Origin of the sequence: Sinisalibacter aestuarii (genome assembly GCF_027923545.1) — a bacterium.
In the GTDB taxonomy this organism is placed as follows: domain Bacteria; phylum Pseudomonadota; class Alphaproteobacteria; order Rhodobacterales; family Rhodobacteraceae; genus Sinisalibacter; species Sinisalibacter aestuarii.
In genome coordinates this window covers 927,362-944,646 of the sequence record NZ_BROH01000001.1, presented here as the reverse complement: position 1 = coordinate 944,646, position 17,285 = coordinate 927,362, and the positions used below count along the sequence as shown (strand labels likewise).

The 17,285-nt window shown below is 63.6% G+C and carries 14 protein-coding genes; 8 read left to right on the top strand and 6 right to left on the bottom strand.

Annotated features, from left to right (window positions below):
* Window positions 1-15: 15 nt before the first annotated feature.
* From QMG28_RS04775 to QMG28_RS04750, 6 genes are all read right to left on the bottom strand, one after another.
* Window positions 16-699 carry an EthD domain-containing protein gene (locus QMG28_RS04775; protein ID WP_281841008.1) on the bottom strand — a complete coding sequence of 228 codons (684 nt, stop codon included), beginning with the start codon at window positions 697-699 and terminating at the stop codon, window positions 16-18.
* Window positions 700-821: 122 nt separating this feature from the next.
* Window positions 822-1,283 (bottom strand): nuclear transport factor 2 family protein, encoded by a 462-nt coding sequence (locus QMG28_RS04770; protein ID WP_281841007.1) that lies wholly within the window; start codon window positions 1,281-1,283, stop codon window positions 822-824.
* 61 nt (window positions 1,284-1,344) lie between these two features.
* A complete protein-coding gene (locus QMG28_RS04765; RefSeq protein ID WP_281841006.1) occupies window positions 1,345-2,445 on the bottom strand; it encodes an alkene reductase in 1,101 nt (366 codons plus the stop codon).
* Window positions 2,446-2,524: 79 nt separating this feature from the next.
* Window positions 2,525-5,029 (bottom strand): ATP-binding cassette domain-containing protein, encoded by a 2,505-nt coding sequence (locus QMG28_RS04760; protein WP_281841005.1) that lies wholly within the window; start codon window positions 5,027-5,029, stop codon window positions 2,525-2,527.
* 123 nt (window positions 5,030-5,152) lie between these two features.
* Entirely contained in the window at window positions 5,153-6,229 is a 1,077-nt protein-coding gene (locus QMG28_RS04755; protein ID WP_281841004.1) for a substrate-binding domain-containing protein, read from the bottom strand.
* 46 nt (window positions 6,230-6,275) lie between these two features.
* On the bottom strand, window positions 6,276-7,256 hold the full coding sequence (locus tag QMG28_RS04750; RefSeq protein ID WP_281841003.1) for an ABC transporter permease: 981 nt from the start codon (window positions 7,254-7,256) through the stop codon (window positions 6,276-6,278).
* Window positions 7,257-8,258: 1,002 nt separating this feature from the next.
* Here QMG28_RS04750 and QMG28_RS04745 point away from each other — a divergent pair.
* The 8 genes from QMG28_RS04745 (at window position 8,259) to QMG28_RS04710 (ending at window position 17,168) form a co-directional block, all read left to right on the top strand.
* Window positions 8,259-10,736, top strand: a complete 2,478-nt coding sequence (locus tag QMG28_RS04745; protein ID WP_281841002.1) for an ATP-binding cassette domain-containing protein — start codon at window positions 8,259-8,261, stop codon at window positions 10,734-10,736.
* Window positions 10,733-11,728: an ABC transporter permease gene (locus QMG28_RS04740; protein ID WP_281841001.1), complete on the top strand. Its 996-nt coding sequence runs from the start codon at window positions 10,733-10,735 to the stop codon at window positions 11,726-11,728. The genes QMG28_RS04745 and QMG28_RS04740 overlap by 4 nt, the downstream gene beginning before the upstream one ends.
* A 69-nt stretch (window positions 11,729-11,797) precedes the next feature.
* Window positions 11,798-12,457, top strand: coding sequence for an EthD domain-containing protein (locus QMG28_RS04735; protein ID WP_281841000.1), 660 nt, complete (start codon window positions 11,798-11,800; stop codon window positions 12,455-12,457).
* 37 nt (window positions 12,458-12,494) lie between these two features.
* Window positions 12,495-13,265 carry a sulfite exporter TauE/SafE family protein gene (locus QMG28_RS04730; RefSeq protein WP_281840999.1) on the top strand — a complete coding sequence of 257 codons (771 nt, stop codon included), beginning with the start codon at window positions 12,495-12,497 and terminating at the stop codon, window positions 13,263-13,265.
* A 52-nt stretch (window positions 13,266-13,317) separates the two neighbouring features.
* Window positions 13,318-14,181, top strand: coding sequence for an FAD binding domain-containing protein (locus QMG28_RS04725; RefSeq protein ID WP_281840998.1), 864 nt, complete (start codon window positions 13,318-13,320; stop codon window positions 14,179-14,181).
* Window positions 14,181-14,660, top strand: a complete 480-nt coding sequence (locus tag QMG28_RS04720; RefSeq protein ID WP_281840997.1) for a (2Fe-2S)-binding protein — start codon at window positions 14,181-14,183, stop codon at window positions 14,658-14,660. Before QMG28_RS04725 ends, QMG28_RS04720 begins: the two co-directional genes overlap by 1 nt.
* On the top strand, window positions 14,660-16,930 hold the full coding sequence (locus QMG28_RS04715) for a xanthine dehydrogenase family protein molybdopterin-binding subunit (RefSeq protein WP_281840996.1): 2,271 nt from the start codon (window positions 14,660-14,662) through the stop codon (window positions 16,928-16,930). The genes QMG28_RS04720 and QMG28_RS04715 overlap by 1 nt, the downstream gene beginning before the upstream one ends.
* The gene (locus QMG28_RS04710; RefSeq protein WP_281840995.1) at window positions 16,923-17,168 is read left to right on the top strand and encodes a MoaD/ThiS family protein; all 246 of its coding nucleotides are present in this window, start codon (window positions 16,923-16,925) and stop codon (window positions 17,166-17,168) included. The genes QMG28_RS04715 and QMG28_RS04710 overlap by 8 nt, the downstream gene beginning before the upstream one ends.
* Window positions 17,169-17,285 lie beyond the last annotated feature (117 nt).

Here is a 17,285-nt window from a genome sequence, read left to right as displayed (position 1 = left end):
CTGAGGCGGGTCGCCTCAGACGATCCGGCGCGTGGTCACAAGGAACGGGGTAATCTCGCTCAGGAATTCACGGGCATGGGCCATGGTGTCGAGCACGATCTGGCTCCGATACGCTTCGGCGCGTTTCTCTCCGCTCGCGAACCAGATCTCGACGATGCCGTCGACAGGAAGCTCTTCCTGGCTGACGCTTTGCGGGTCGCGGTCCTTGTAGCGGTCGATGACCAGGTTCTGGCTGTAGCCCAGTACGTTTGGCCATTGGCGAACGATCTTCGCATGGACCTCCAGCCATTCATGGCGGAACGCCTCGTCGCTCAGGCCGGGCCTTCGCCGGATCAGAGACATTTGCTTGACGGCGCCCTCCCCGATATCACCGGGCGCAATGACCTCGTGCTTTTCGCACACGACAAGGTTCAGCTCCGACAGGAACCCGGGCAGGTCCGCAAGCGCGGCCTTGTTCTCGCTGGCCGCGACCGACGCGGACATGCTTTCGAGATCATCGAATTTCAGTTCGGACATACCGTCCAGCTCCCAGGGCCCGCGAATGGCATGGTCGCCCCGCGCGATGACCGCGTGCTGGAAATACTCCCGCAAGCCAGGCATTGCCGATGCCAGCGGGCCATGGACCTCCTGCCAGTGCCGGTTGAAGTCTTCGAGTGACATCTCGTGGCTGCGCTTGAGCAGGCCGAAGCGGCTGATCATCCTGGTTCTCCCCGGTCGAGGCATCGGTGTGGGCCGGCGATTGTTCGAAAACGAAATCGCCGCCGGACAGGTGGCCCGGCGGCGCAAGTGCAGGCCGGCAAAGCGACCTTCGCGACCGGATCTCAGCGGAACTGCTGCTTGACCCAGCCCTGATCCCAGTTCGACACCTGGTGCGTGCTGCCACTCAGCTCGGTGAACAGCCACGAGCCATCAGCCTGCTTGGCGAATTTGTTCGTGTAGTTCAGCGTCAGGATCACGGCGTCTTCGCCGATCGTGCACAGGCACAGCAGGTAGGAATAGGTTGTCGCCGTTTTCCCGTCGTCGGACAGATCCGTGCGCGTGTTGAGAACATTGTGGATCGCCCACGAGATATGCTTCGAAAGCTCGGTGAAGTGCGCCTTGATCTCGGCGCGCCCGTGGTTGGTGCCACCTTCGCCGTCGACGATCCAGCTCCCGTCCTCGGTAAACAGGCTGGCAATGCCGTCGGGATTGTAATTGTCGTCGCAATAGGCGGCGTAATCGTAGGTGAGGCGTTCGATGGCCTGGATGTCTTCCAGACGCTGGATGCGTTCTTCGAGAGTCATTTTGTCCTCCTCTGGGGTAGATGAATGGTCGGGAAACAGCCCAGGCTGTTTCCCGTGTCGATCAGGCGGCCGGATAGTCGATGTAGCCAACCTTGCCGGGGATATAGAGCGTGTCGCGGTTCAGTTCCGCGAGCGGCGTGCCGTTCTGCATGCGCTTGATCAGGTCCGGGTTGGCGACGAACGGGCGGCCAAAGGCAACCAGGTCGGCGCGGCCTTCGCTGATCTCGGCCGTCGCGGATTCGCTGGTATACTGGCCGGCGGCGATCACGACACCGGAGTAATGTTTGCGGGTCAGGCCGATGATATCCGCGTGTTCGAACGGCTCGGCGGTGTCGTTGTCACCCGTCACTTCGGGACGGATCACGTGGACGTAACCGATGCCGGTTGCCTCGGCGGTCTTCAACTGGGCTTCGAACATGCCAACCGGGTCTTCCTCGTGGATGTCGTCGAAGGTGCCGTAGGGCGAGAAGCGGACGCCGATATTGCCCTTATCGTAGACAGTCGCAACGGACTCGATCACCTCGCGCAGGAACCGCATCCGGTTTTCGACCGTACCGCCGTAGCCGTCGGTGCGCAGGTTGGTGTTGGACGCGCAGAACTGGTCGATCAGGTAGCCGTTCGCGGCGTGGATCTCGACGCCGTCAAAGCCCGCGGCCTTGGCGTTGGCCGAAGCCTTGGCGAAACTCTCGACCACGTAGTCGATGTCGTCCTGGGTCATTTCGCGCGGCGTCTCGAAATCGACCATGCCATGCTCATCGGTGATCATCTGCATGTTTTGTGGCGCAACCGCCGACGGCGCGAACGGAACGTCCTTTTCGGGGCGGTTTTCAGGATGCGAGATACGGCCCGTATGCCAAAGCTGGACAACGGCCTTCGCACCGCCTTCATGGATCGCGGAGACGATCTTCTTCCACACGGCAGTCTGCTCGTCGGAGTAGATGCCCGGCGACCGGGGGTAACCCACGGCATCGGGCGACATCTGCGTGGCCTCGGTGATGAGAATGCCGCAGGTATTGCGCTGACCGTAATACTCGGCGGCATAGTCGGCAGGCACCCAGGTTTTCGCATCGGCACGGAAGCGCGACATCGGGGCCATGACGACCCGGTTGTTCACGTCCCATGCGCCGATCTTCGCCGGTTTGAAGAGAATGCTATCGCTCATGTTTTACTCCTTGAAGTGACTTTCTTGGGTTCTGTTGGTTGTCTTCTGTTCATGGCTGCGCCTATCCGCGTGAAATACTTCATGAGGATGCGCGCCCGCGCACGGTCGAGTAGATGACGGCGGCCACGACGATCAGCAGGCCCTGGAACAGGTACTGGTGCATCTGCGCCAGGCCGAGGAACGAGATCACCGCGAGGACTTCGGTCAGAAGCAGGGCGCCGATGGCGGTGCCGACGAAAGATCCGCGCCCGCCAGCGAGGCTCGTGCCGCCAAGGACCACTGCGGTGATGCTCGACAGCGTGTAGCTCGTGCCCTGCTGCGGGTCGCCGACGCCGATCTGCGCCATCAGCATGAGCGCCCCCACTCCGACGAACAGGGCACAGACGACGTAGCCTATGATCGCGACCCGGTCGTTGTGGATGCCGATCCGCCGCGCGGATTCCTCGCCCGACCCGATGGCCCGCAACTGCCAGCCAAAGCGCGTCTTCCTCAGCACGAGCTCGCTCGCCACGACACACAGGACGAGAAACAGGAAGGCGTAGGGGACCGGACCAAGCTGGGCCGACAGGACCGACGTGACCGAGAAACTGATGTAGCCGCCCGGCCCTTCGCGCAGCAGGAAGCTGAGCCCCTGAAGCCCCATATACATGGCGAGGGTCGCCGCGATCGGGGTGAATTTTCCGTATCTGATCAGCACGCCGTTGACCGTGCCCACGGCCAGCGCCCCGGCCAGCATCAGGAGGAAGCCAAGGGCGATGGTCCCCGCCGTCTGCCCGTCATTGACGAAGAACGAAGCGACGACCACCAGGAACCCCGCCAGTGGCCCGACCGACAGATCCACCCCGCGAAGCATCAGCACGATCGTTTGTCCGATCGAGATGAAACACAGGGCGGTCGCCAGCATCAGCATGTTGTAAAGGTTGAACGGCGACAGGAAATTCGGGTTCGAGCTGTAGCCCACCAGCGCAAGGCCGATCAGCACGATCAGCAGCGGCAAGGCCGGGGCATTGTCTGTCTGCACGAAATGGCGCCAGGCGCCGCCGGATTTGCCGCTGCGCCGCTCGTCTTCCGTATCGTCGGCGACGATGTGATGGTGAGCGTTGACGGCCGCTGCGACGATCTTCGCCTCGGTGACATCGTCTCCGGTAAGGGTGGCGACAACACGCCCGAGCGAGAAGACGATAACCTTGTCGCACAGGCCCTCAAGCTCGGAAGCGTCGGACGAATTGACGATGACCGGCTTGCCGCCGCTGCTGATCTCGCGAAGGATCCGGTACATCTCGAACCGCGCGCCGACATCGACGCCCTGCGTCGGTTCGTCTGCCACGAGCAGCCGAGGCTGTTCGAGAAGCGCACGCGCCAGAACCACCTTTTGCTGGTTGCCGCCGGACAGCGCCTTGATCCTGGCTTCCATGCCGGGCGTCTTGACCGCGAGCGACTCGAAGGTCCGCGTGACCTCCTCCATTTCCTTCTTGCGGCTGACGACACCCGCGGTGGCGAAGCTCGACAACGCGCCCAGCGCCGCATTCTCCCGCACGCTGAACGTCGCCGAGATGCCTTCGGTCAGGCGATCAGCCGGCATGAATGCGGCATGGTGGATCAGTTGCCGGTGGGACAGCGCGTTGCCGTCGAGCCGCACTTCGCCGGTCGACCTGTCGAGGCCCGCAAGCGCGCGCATGAACTCCGACTGACCGTTCCCGGCGACCCCAGCGACGCCGATGATCTCACCTGAGCGCGCCTCGAAGCTCACATCCTTGAAGTTGTTTCCGCTGAGGTTCCGGACGGTCAGAACTTCCTTCCCGCCGGCTTCCGCCAATTTCGGCGGAAACGCGGATTCGAGCTTTCGCCCGACGATCATGTTCAGAACCGCCTCGTCGGACAGCTCCGACACCAGACCGCCACCGCCAACCTTGCCGTCCCGCAGGACGGTCACCCTTTGGGCGATCTGCCGGATCTCCGCCAGACGGTGGGTGATGTAGATGACGGCCGTGCCCTCCGCCGCGACTTTCCGCACCTGCCGGAACAGGATCTCCGTCGCGTCCTTGTCGAGTGCAGCGGTCGGTTCGTCCAGGATCAGAACCTTCGGCTTCGTCGCCAGCGCCTTGCCGATCTCCAGCATCTGCTTCTGGCCGACGGTCAGCGAAGCGGCACGGGTCCGCAGCGGGATCTCCAGACCCACGATATCGAGTATCTCTTGCGCGACCTCGCGCGCGGGCCGTCCGGCAAAGACCGGTTTCGGCAGGGAGACCTGCAGGTTTTCCAGAACCGACAGGTCATCCAGGATCGCCGGGTGCTGGTAGGAAATCGCGATCCCGAGCTCGGCGGATGTATCGGGCATCAGCGGCGAGACATTGCGCCCCTCGAATTCAATCGTGCCCGTGTTGGGCTGGTTGACCCCGGAGATGATGCTCATCAGGGTCGACTTGCCGGCGCCGTTCTCACCGAGCACGGCATGGACCTCACCGGCATTGAAGCTCACGGAAACATCCGACAGTGCCGCGATGCCCGAATAGAGCTTCGAAATATTGGTCAGGCTGATCGTGACCCGGCCCTCGCTTGCAGCAGGTTCGCGCGGATGCGCCAAGGCAGCGCTTGTTTCGAAAGACACGTTGGTCATCCTTGTCGGTAGAAATCTGCAGCTGGTGATGAGCCGCGGCCCCAATGCCAGGCGTGGCCGGGGCCGCGGCGGTGTCAGACAGGTATCGGCTTACTGGCCGATGACCTCGGCCTGCTTTTCGGGCGCCATTTCAGCATTGAGATAGATGTCGCCCGGCAGGTCGGGGCGGCACTGAACCGCGCTCGGTTCGCCGGTGACGGAGTTCTCCATCACACCGCCGGCATAGCTGTCGGATTCAGGCGGCGTACCACCGGTCGCCATGGCGACGGCCCACTGAACCGCAAGACGGCCATGGTCGTTCCCCGATGCGGTGGTCAGCAGCTTGAAGTCCGGGTTGTTCTCCTGGTTGTCGTGCCAGAAGCAGCCGAGAATGTTGGCGTCCTGGGTCGCAATGGCCGGGATCGAAAGGCCGCTGTTTCCGAACGCGGCCAAGCCGCCGATCAGCGAGGCTCCGAAGTCCGACAGGATGATGTCGATATCGGCACCATGCTTGGCAACTTCGGCGGTCAGGACTTGCTGAGTCTGAGCCGGATCCCAGTTGGTGACGTGATACGGCTCGGGGTTCAGGAAGACATAGCGCTCATCGTCACCCAGAACCTGCTTCAGACCGTCCAGCAGCGCCAGGCCGAAACTGTTGCCCGCCGGTCCGCTCAGGAAGTCGATATTGGCGCCATCAGGGAATTGTTCCTTGATGAAGGTGCCCCAGTCACGGCCATCGCTTTCGACGTCGCCACCGATATACTTGCTGTAGTTGACGCCTTCTTCACCGCCAACATCGACGCGGTAAGGCACAACAACAGCGCCATTTTTGTAGGCGTTCGTGAGCGCCGGCAAGATGGCCGGACCAGCGTCCCCATAAACCACGATGGCGTTCACGCCGCGCGCGGCCATGGAGTTGATGTCAGAGATGGCTTTCTGGGTGTCGCCCTGACCGTCCGCGTAAAAATAGTCGGTCACGCTGGGGCACTTCTCGGCTTCCTCTTGCGCGGAGGCCGTGGTGATCTGACGCCAGCTGTTGCCGCCGAAACCGTCCAGGAACGCGATGGACGCTTCGTTCGGCCCGCACCAGGATGGCGTATCCTGCGCCACCGCAGCGGTCGCGCTCAGGCCGATCAGGAGACCGGCCATCGTCGTGGCGGTCGAGTTTTTCAGTTTCTTCAGTTCCATGGTTTCTCCTCCTATTGGAACGGTAAGTATTTGTTATTTATTATTCTTATTGGCTTCTGCGGAACGAATAGATTGCGATCCCGAAGCCCAGAGCGACCGCCTGGATGATCGTTTGCGCGGAATAGGGCACCCCGATCGCGATCGACAATTGCCCGAGCTGGGTCAGGAAGAATGCCGCAATTGCCGTCGACACCGGAAAGCCCCGGCCGCCCATCAGAGACGTGCCGCCCAGCACCACCATCGCCACCGACGGCAGCAGATAGGAATTGCCCTGAAAGGCGGTCGGCTGGCTGGTCAGCCCGGCAAGCAGCAGCCCGGCAAGCGCGAAGAGAAGCTGCGCGTAAACATAGGCCATCATCTCGTGCAGCCGGACATTGAGCCCGACGGAGCCGGCCATCAGCGGATTGGCCCCCACCCCTTCGAAGCGACGCCCGGCCACCGTCATCTTCAGGACGAAGGTCATGAGCGCGACAATGATCACGGCGATGTAGACCGCGTGGCCGATGCCGAAGAGGGTGCCGCCCGCAATCTCGGCGAGCAGGTTCGTCGTCCGCCGCGGAACGCCGCCCGATACGGCAAACACGGCGCTGAAAAGAAGCGCATTCATCCCGATCGTCGCAACGATCGCGTTCAGCTTCAGAAAGCTGACCAGGAAGCCGTTCAGAAGACCCACGACGATTGCGAAGCAGATGATCATCAGCACTGCGGGCAGCAGGGCCGCATCGTTACCGGCCGGGTAGTGCGTCGACATGACCACGGCGAAAGAGATCGCACCCGGCACCGAGAGATCAAACCCGCGTTGCTGGACGACCAGCATCTGGCCGAGCCCGACGATGGCGCCCGCGGCGGCAAAGGGAAGACTTCCCGCGAAGGCCCCCGCCGTCACGCTGGAAGGCGCGAGTATCAGGCACAGGATCAGGAGCACGATGGTCGAGCTGACCACGGTGACCAGTTCGAACGAGAACAGGCGGCTGAAACCGGACGCCCCGCGGTAGTTGCTGGATACGGTGCCGCCGAGGTCAGACATGTGCTGCCTCTCCGGCGCGCTGACGCCACACACAATAGAATTTGGCCAGCGCTAACTGCGCCAAGCCGTTCTGAAGGCAGATAACGCCCCTCATCGTGCACCTCCCTGCGACAATCTTGCGTGCCGTCGAGTCGATCCTTGCAAACCGAAATTCATTAGTCAATTACAGATTGCTTCGAAATAGTCAAAATAAGACACCGCTCCGGCGCACGGCCTGCCCCGGCCCCTGAAGCTGCTCTCAAGTGGCCATGCGGCCGAGTCCCCGGTTACGTCCCACCCAGCAAAACCGGGCGAAACACGTTGCTACAGCAAGGGTTTCGGGATGCGTCACCGCAGCTCAGGGGCGGCCACCGGGCGCACGCGCTTGCCGCTCGACCGATGGCGACCGCCGGGGAAACAGGGCACCGGAATGCCCCGTGCAACCTATGCGCGTCTATTTTCGTGATATGCAAACAGGCTCATACTACGCGAATCCGATGCGCATCTGTCCGGCACAAGTCCACAACGATTCGCCCGCTCGCGAGGCGCCTGTGACGCCGCGGCGCCTGCAATATAGTGGCAATCCCCGGAATGTCGGGACGTCAAGGCGCGCACCGGGGCGGTTCGGAGGCGGGAATCCCGGTACCGGGGCGGTCGGCGTTTGAGATTTACAAACTAATTTGATTGGAGCAAACGGGGAGCGGGCCAGGATACTGCTGGTCCGGGCTACTGCGAGCCGAGCTCAATTAATTGAAAATAAAGTGGATAATTCAGCGCCACCGCCACCCCGGCGCAGCGGCAAAAAGTAGGGGCGGCAGGGTCGTGATAAATTGACAAAGTGTTTCGCTAATGGCAAACGTCACTTCAGTAAGGCCGGCAATGGAGGCGGAGGCTTCATTGCCGTGTCACCCGAAATGAATTCGGAGCGTTTCTGGGGAGGAACAATGATGCCGATAGATTATCCTGCCACGCTCTGGCTTGGCGTGACGAGCGAAGTATCGCGGGTCACCTCGGAGACGCGACATGGCTGAGGGCACCATTTTTCTCCAAATGACCGGGGTGTCGAAGCATTTCCCCGGCGTTCGCGCATTGCATGGCATCACCTTCGACGTTCGTGCCGGCGAGGTGCATGGCCTTGTCGGTGAGAACGGCGCCGGCAAATCCACGCTGATGGGGGTGGCCTCGGGATCGCTCGTTGCCACCGAAGGCGAGGTCCGGATCGCCGGGGAGCCCGTTCAGGGCGATCCCGAGCGTGCGCGCGACCTGGGCCTTTCGATTGTGCACCAGGAGCCGGCGCTGATGCCGGATCTGTCCGTCGCCGAGAACCTCTATCTGGGCCTGCCCAAGAAACTGCGCCCGCCGCCCTCCAATCTCAATGGCTGGGCCCGCAAATTGCTCAAGCACTGGAGCGAGGACGTCGCCATCGACCCGCGCGCCCATGTGACCACGCTCAACGCCGAGCAGCGCTTCATCGTCGAGATCGTGAAGGCGCTGGAATGCGAACCCAAGGTTCTGGTGCTGGACGAGCCGACCGAGCACCTGGCAACCGAGGATGTCGAACGCCTGTTCGAGCGCGTGCGCCGGGTGACAGAGCGTGGCGCATCGGTCGTCTATATCTCGCACCGCATTCGCGAAGTGCAGATGATCGCCGACCGGCTCACGGTCCTGCGCGATGGCGAAGGCCAGGGCACCTTCGACGCGAAGGAACTCAACGAAGACCAGATCGTCTCGCTGATCGTCGGCGGGGATCTTGACCGCAGCTTCCCCGACAAGGCCGAAAGCGGCGATCATCCGGTTGTATTGTCGACGTCAGGCTTCTCCGGACCCGGGTTCTCGAACGTTTCGCTCGAGGTGCGGGCGGGCGAAATCCTTGGCCTGGCCGGTATCTCGGACAATGGCCAGGTCGAATTCATGCGGTCGCTCGCCGGCATCTATCGCGGCGCCGGCCGCGTGACCCTGGCAGGCAAGGACATCTCGATCCGCAACAGCCAGGAGGCCAAGCGCCACGGCATCAGCTACCTGCCGGGCGACCGCCACCGCGAAGGCATCTTCGGCGAGTTGTCGGTGCGGGAAAACTTCTCGATCCGCAGCTCTCGTGCCGATGTCAGAAGCGGCCTGATCAGCTCGGGAAGCGAGCGGAGCAGGACGAACAAGGCGATCCGCCAGTTCGCGGTCAAGACACCGCACCAGGAAACGCCGATCGGGTCGCTGTCCGGCGGCAACCAGCAAAAGGTCGTGCTGTCGAGCGTGCTCTCCGCCGAACCCAGGGTGCTTCTGGTCGACGAACCGACACAGGGCGTCGACGTGGGCGCCCGGGCCGAAATCTATCGCATCCTGCGCGAAACCGCACGCAGTGGCGTCGCGATCATCGTCGTGTCGTCGGATGCGCAGGAGGTCGCGGGGCTCAGCGATAACGTCGCCATCTTCTCGCGCGGGCGCGTCGTCGAAGTTCTGTCCGGCGATCGCGTGACCGAAGACAACATCACCTCGTCGGTGCTGAAGTCGACCGAGCAACGCGACAAGCATCACAGAAGCGTCGGCGCGTTCTGGAAATGGGCCGCTGGCAACAGCGCGCCCTTGCTGATGGTGGCGGCGGCCATCCTGCTTCTCGGGACGGTCGCCGGCATCTGGAACCCGTTCTACGTTTCGCCGCGCAGCGTGACAGGCATGATGACTTTCGCCGCGACGCTGGCATTGGTCGGATATGGCCAGCAGCTTCTGATGATGGTGGGCGGGATCGACCTGTCAGTCGGGCCATTGATGGGCTTGTGCCAGGTCGTCGCGTCCTTCTTCCTGCTATCGGATGCCGGGCTGGGCACACAGCTGGCCGGATGGGTCCTGCTCATCCTGGTGGCGCTGACGGTCGGGTTGATCAACTGGATACTGGTGGACGGGTTGCGCATGCACCCGATGGTGGCGACGCTCGCGACATTCATGGGTGTCCAGGCGATATCGCTGATCCTGCGGCCGACGCCGGCCGGCATGATCGACGGCAAGATCATGATCGCGCTCGGCACCAAGATCGGCATTGTCCCGGTCACCTTCATCATCGCGGTGCTGGTCGCCATCGTGCTGGAATTCGTGCTCTACAAGCGTTCCATCGGCGTCTCGATGCGGGGGCTGGGATCACGTCCCGAAGCCGCCCGGACGGCCGGGATTCGCCCAAAGCTGACCCGTCTGATCGCCTATCTGGGCTGCTCGCTCTTCGCCGGGATCGCCGCGATCACCATGATCGCACAGGTCGGCATCGGCGATCCGCGCGCCGGCCTCAGCTTCACCCTGGGGTCCATTGCGGCCATCGTCATCGGCGGCGCCAGCCTGTTCGGTGGGCGCGGGTCGTTCATCGGCGCCCTGCTCGGGGCGATCTTCATCGTCCAGGTCAATTCGGTGACCGTGTTCCTGGGTCTCAGCCAGGAATGGCAGCAATATCTCCTCGGCGCGCTCATCCTGCTCTCCGTGGCGATCTACTCCAAGAGCCGTGAAAAGGTGGTGCAGGCATGACCAATACAGCAACACCGCTGAACAATCGTGGCGGCGACGCGGGCGAAAGCCGTCTGAAGGCAGCGATCTTCAACGAGTTCTCGTGGATCTGGGGTGGGACCATCCTGCTCTTCGTGGTTTGCGCCATCGTCGCGCCCGGCGTCATCAAGCCGGGTGCGATCAACACCATGCTGCCCTTTGCCGCGATCCTGGCAATCACGGCGGTCGGCATGACCATCGTCATCCAGCAGCGCGGCCTGGACATGTCGCTGCCCGGCACGATGACCCTGTCGGGGCTTCTGTTCGCCAAGATCGGCTTTCTGACCGACTCCACCCTGCTTGCGGTTCCCGCGACGCTGCTGATCGCCGTGGTGATCGGCAGCGTGAATGGCCTGCTCGTGGCGCGCGTCAACATCACCCCGATCGTGACCACGCTCGCCACCAATGCGATTCTGCTCGGCGCCGTGCGGACGATCTCGGGCGGCAGCTACATGACCGCGCCGGAAGAACTGGCCGCGTTCTCGCACAGCCGTGTGGCCGGCATCCCGACCACGGTCATCCTTGCGGTCCTGTTCATCATCGTCGTGAGTCTGGTCACCAAGCGCAGCGTCGCGGGCCGCCGGTTCGTCGCCGTCGGGGCCAACCCGGCCGCAGCCACCGCCGCGGGGATTCCGATCCTGCGCTACCAGGTTGCGACCTATGCCGTCGCGGCGCTTTGCTACGCGGTCGCCGGGATGCTGTTCACCGGCTATATCGGCACCGCATCGCATATCGCCGGAAACGACTACCTTCTGCCGGCGATCGCGGCGGTCGTCGTGGGCGGCACGCCGTTCTCCGGCGGCCGCGGCAGCGTGATCGCCAGCGGGATCGCGGCGCTGTTCATGACGCTTCTCGGGCAGATGGTTCTGGCGCTTGGTGCCGATACCTCAGTGCAGCTTCTGGTGCAGGCGCTGGCAATCATCATCGCGGTCACGATCCGCTATCTGCCTCAACTTTTCTTATTCTTCCGCTAAACGACAAGCCGGCGCCAAGGCGGCGCCGGAGAACCGACAAATGCAGGAAACAGCCAAATGATCTCAGTAATGGCACTCATGCGGACCAAGATGGATCTGACGGAAGAGCAGGTCAGCCGGGGCATCGCCGATCTGCCGACCAGCACCGATCCCAACGTCCTCGGGCAAGTGTTCAACCGGGTTTCCGACTCCAGCCAGAAAGGCATTTCCTACGCCCGCGGCAGCTTCGAACCCGACGCAATCTCGCAATTCTTCTTTGGCGACATCTCGGCCTCCATGATGGCCGCCCATGCCGGCGGCGTCGGCCTGTCGATGTGCGTGCCGCAGCATGTCATCGAACAGATGGAGCTGATCCTTTGCCTGCAGAACACCGTCCTCAAGCCGCCGGCAGACAAGGGCGGGCTGAAGCGGATGTCGATCCTGCGCAAACGGCCCGATGTCTCCGACGAGGAGTTTCAGGACCAGTGGTTCAATATGCACTCGATCCTGGTGAAACGGCTTCCCGGCATTCAGGGCTACCGCCAGAACCTTGTCCTTGACGGGGCCCGCAACGCCGCGGGCGAGCGGCTGGTGGACGGCATGGTCGAGCTTTGGTTCCCGGACGGCGAGACCATCGAGGCCGCCTTCCGCTCCGATGCCGGCATCACCACCATGACGCACGCCAAGGAATTCATCTCGGAGATCAACACATATCTCGTGCAGCCCCACGAAATCTCCGGGTGCGCCTGACAGGAGCGCTATCAGGCCGACATGACCGCCCTACACTATGCCAACGGACCTGACTTTCTACGCGGTCGTCGCGATTGCGGTCACCATACTCGGCCTGTCGAAGGGCGGGTTTCCCGGAATCGGCATGGCGAGCGCACCCCTGGTCGCGACGGTTGTCGGTCCCATGGCGGCGGTCAGCCTGGTGTTGCCGATCATGCTGGTGCAGGACGTCATCGTCGTCCTGATCTACCGGCGCAGTTTTCACACGGGCGTGCTTCTCAGGATGGTGCCGGGCGGTCTGATCGGGATCGCCTTTGCCTATTACTTCGCGGCGTCGGTGCCGGAATGGGCGGTTTTGCTGGCACTCGGCGTGGTCTCGGTCGCCTTCTCGATCTGGGCGCTGGTGGGCTTGCTCGCCGCCATTCCGCAACTGGAGCCCGCGGTGGTGCGCCGATGGGACGGCACGCTTGCAACATTGGCGGGATGGTCCTGCGGCTTCACCAGCGCCATCGCCCATGTGGGGTATCCGCCCTATCAGATCTACGTGATGCCCAAGAACCTGAGCAACGCCATGTATGTCGGCACGAGCGCGATCTTCTTTGCCGCGCTCGACCTCGCAAAAGTGCCGAGCTACGCTGCACTGGGGCTGTTCAGCCTGGAGCAGCTCAAGATCAGTGCCATGTTCATTCCGCTCGCCATCCTGTCGAGCTGGATCGGCGCCGTTTTGGTAAGGTATCTCGACACTCGCCGTTTTCAGGTCATCATTACGGCGATTCTTCTTGTGATCGGTCTCGTCCTGATCGGGCAGGCCCTTCTTGGAATGAGTTAGGTCGGGCGGTAATCGTGCCGCCCCATACTGGAACAGAGCCGCAGGAGGTTTCATGAAATACCATACCCCTTCAACTTTCGAGGATGCGTCAGCCCTGGCGGCGAGCGCGCCGGGCGTGACGCGGTTCCTGGCTGGCGGCACCGACGTCCTTGTCCAGTTGCGGGCCGAGATCGTGACCCCTGACGACCTGATCGACATCAAGCATATCCCGGGCGTGAAGGAGATCGCGCGCACCAAGGATGGCGGCTGGCGGATCGGCGTGGCCGTATCCGGCGCCGAGCTTGGCGCCCATGCCGAGCTTGTGTCCGAATGGCCCGGCGTCGTGGAAGGCATGGAACTGGTCGGCTCCACTCAGGTGCAGGGTCGGGCGACGCTTGTCGGCAATCTGTGCAACGGCTCGCCTGCCGCGGACAGCGTTCCGGGCCTTGTCGCCGCCGGCGCGACGGTGACGATCACCGGCCCCGGCGGCACCCGCGAGCTTGCCGTCGAGGAGGTGCCGGCCGGGCCGGGCAAGACCTCCCTTGCGAAAGGCGAGGTCATCTCGGCCGTTCACCTGCCGCCGCGCGGAGACAATGCCGGAGACGCCTATCTGCGCTTCATCCCGCGCACCGAGATGGATATCGCCGTGGTGGGCGCCGCGGTGAGCTTGCGGCTGGACGGTGACACCGTCACCGAGGCCCGCGTGGCGCTTGGGGCCGTGGCGCCCACGGTGGTTCTGGTTTCCGATGCTGCCGCCGCGCTTATCGGCTCGTCGCTGGACGATGCGGCGCTCGACGCGCTGGCCGCCGCTGCCACAGCCGCCTGCAATCCGATCGACGACAAACGCGGCACCGTCGAATTCCGCACCGAAGTCGCCGGCGTGCTGGTAAAGCGCGCGGCCAGGATCGCCTATGCCCGCGCGAAGGGAGAAAAGTAATGACGAAGGTTCATGTAACGACGACTGTAAACGGTGAAGAGGTCGAATTCCTGGCCGATCCGCGTGAAACGCTGCTGGATTGCCTGCGCGACAAGCTTGACATGACCGGGGCCAAGGAAGGCTGCGGCACCGGGGATTGCGGCGCCTGCAGCGTCACCGTCGACGGCACGCTGGTCTGTTCCTGCCTGGTTCTTGGCGTCGAAGCCCAGGGCAAGAAGGTCGAAACCGTGGAAGGCATCGCCGATGGCGAGGAGCTGCACCCGCTGCAGCGCAAGTTCATCGAACATGCCGCCCTTCAGTGCGGGATCTGCACGCCGGGTTTCCTGGTTGCGGCCAAGAACCTGCTTGAGAAAAACCCCGACCCGACGGAGACCGAAATCCGATACTGGCTGGCCGGCAACCTGTGCCGCTGCACCGGCTATGACAAGATCATCCGCGCGGTGCAGGACGCCGCCGCTGAAATGAGAGGAGCCGCCTGATGCCCAAGGACGAACTCAAAAGCGAATACAAGCTGGTCGGCACCCGCCCCGACCGCCCCGATGGACTCGACAAGGTGACCGGTCGCGCGCGCTATGGCGCCGACTTCTCGATGCCCGGCATGCTGTTTGCCGCCGTCGTCCGCAGCCCGCACGCCCATGCCAAGATCCTCAAGATCGACGCCTCGAAGGCGCTTGCGCTCGAAGGTGTCAAGGCCGTGGTGACCCGGGCCGACTTCCCCGACGGGCTGACCGGAGAGGACTGGAACCTGCAGGAAAACACCATCGCCAACGACACGGCACTCTATGACGGGCACGCGGTTGCGGCCGTCGCGGCCACGTCGGCGCTGCTGGCCCGGGACGCCGCGAAGCTGATCGAGGTCGAGTATCAGGTTCTGCCCCATGTCACCGATGTCGACGAAGCCTTCGCGCCCGGCGCGCCGGCGGTGCGCCCCGGCTCGGCTGACCATTCGGTGTCCTCGCGGGAAGTCGACCTGCCCGACAACGTGCGCCACAATGTCGTGCGTGAGATCGAGTTCGGGCATGGCGATGTCGAGGCGGGGTTTGCCGAGGCAGACCTGGTCCGCGAAGGCACCTACAAGACCGAAGCCACGCACCAAGGCTATATCGAACCTCATGCCTGTGTTGGCCAGATGGGGGCCGATGGCCGTGGCGAGATGTGGGTCTGCACGCAGGGCCAATGGTTCATCCGCAAGTTCTGTGCCGCGGTTCTCGGGATCGAGGCGTCCGGCCTGCGGGTGACCGCCTCCGAGATCGGCGGCGGCTTCGGCGGCAAGACCACGATCTTCATGGAACCGCTGGCGCTGGCGCTGTCGCGCAAGGCAGGCGGCCGCCCGGTCAAGCTGGTGATGACCCGGTCCGAGGTTCTGCGCGCCACGGGTCCGACCGCGTCGGCCTCGATGGATGTCAAGATCGGCATGAAGAAGGATGGCACGCTGACGGCTGCGCGCGCGGTCTTCCGGATGCAGGGCGGGGCCTTCCCCGGCTCGCCGGTCGATCTGGCGCTGACCTGCGCCTTCGCCTCCTACAAGCTGCCGAACGTCGAACATATCGGCTACGACATCCTTGCCAACCGTCCGAAATGTGCGGCCTATCGTGCGCCGGGCGCGCCGATGGGGGCCTTCGCCGTCGAAAGCCTGATTGATGAAATGGCCCGCGAACTCGGACTCGACCCGCTGGATGTCCGGCTCAAGAACGCCGTCGCCGAGGGCGACAAGTCGAGCTATGGACCAACCTACAACCGGATCGGGCTTGTCGAAGTTCTGGAAGCGACGAAGGCACATCCGAACCTGTCGGTCCCGCTTGGCCCCAACCAGGGCCGGGGCGTGGCGACAGGCTTCTGGTTCAACCATGGCGGCGAAACCTCGGTTTCCGTTTCCGTGACCGAGGACGGGACGGCGACGGTTTCCATCGGCACGCCGGATATCGGGGGCTTGCGCGCCTCGATCGCGCTGATGGTCGCCGAGACCTTCGGCATCGGCTACGACGATGTGCGCGTGAACGTGGTCGAAACCGGCGCGCTTGGCTTTAACGAACCGAGCCATGGCAGCCGCGCAACCTTTGCCAGCGGCAAGGCCGCCGTCACTTCGGCGCAAAGCTGCATCAAGCAGATGTGCCAGCGTGCTGCGGACAAGTGGGGCATCGACGCCGAAGCGGTCGAATGGGTGGATGGCGCGGCGCAGCCCGCCGGACCGAATGCCGGGAAGTTCCCGCCGATGACCATGAAGGAAATCGCGGAAACGATGGGCGCCACCGGCGGTCCGATCTCGGGTCACAACGAAACCACGATGGACGGCGTCGGCGCCAGCTTCGGCACCCATGTCGTCGATGTCGAGGTCGATCCCGAAACCGGCCGCACCACGATCCTGCGCTATCTCGTCGTGCAGGATGCCGGCAAGGCGGTGCACCCGTCCTATGTCGAGGGGCAGTATCAGGGCGGTGCGGTTCAGGGCATCGGCTGGGCGCTGAACGAGGAATACGTCTACGGCAAGGACGGGCGCCTTCAGAACCCGATCTTCCTGGATTACCGCGTTCCGGTCGCCTCGGACCTGCCGATGATCGACACGGTTATCGTCGAGGTGCCGAACCCGGGCCATCCCTACGGCGTGCGTGGTGTCGGCGAAACCGGCATCACCCCGCCCCTGCCGGCCGTCGCCAACGCGATTGCGGATGCGGTCGGTGTCCGCATGAAACACCTGCCGATGAACCCGCCGAAAGTTCTGGCGGCCATCAAAGCCAAGGCCAATGGTTGAGGTCAACCTCTGGTCCGGTCTGCGGCGCTTCACCGATGGCGAGCTTGTCGTCACGGTGGAGGCGTCGACGATCGGTGAAATGCTGGATGCGCTCAAGGCGGCGCATCCAGGCCTTGCCCCGGTGATCGACGCGGGTGTGTCGGTGGCCGTTGACGGCGAAGTCATCGCCGCCAACTACGCGCTGCCGGTCAGGCCCGACAGCGAGGTCTACCTGATGCAGAAGCTCAAGGGCGGCTAGCACCTGTCCGTGGCCCATCGGGGCCCGTCACACCCTTCCGGATAGACGAAAGGCCGAACCGGACTCTCCGGTCGCAGGCTGCTGCCCTGCCATCGGGCCGCATTGGCGCAAGCGCCC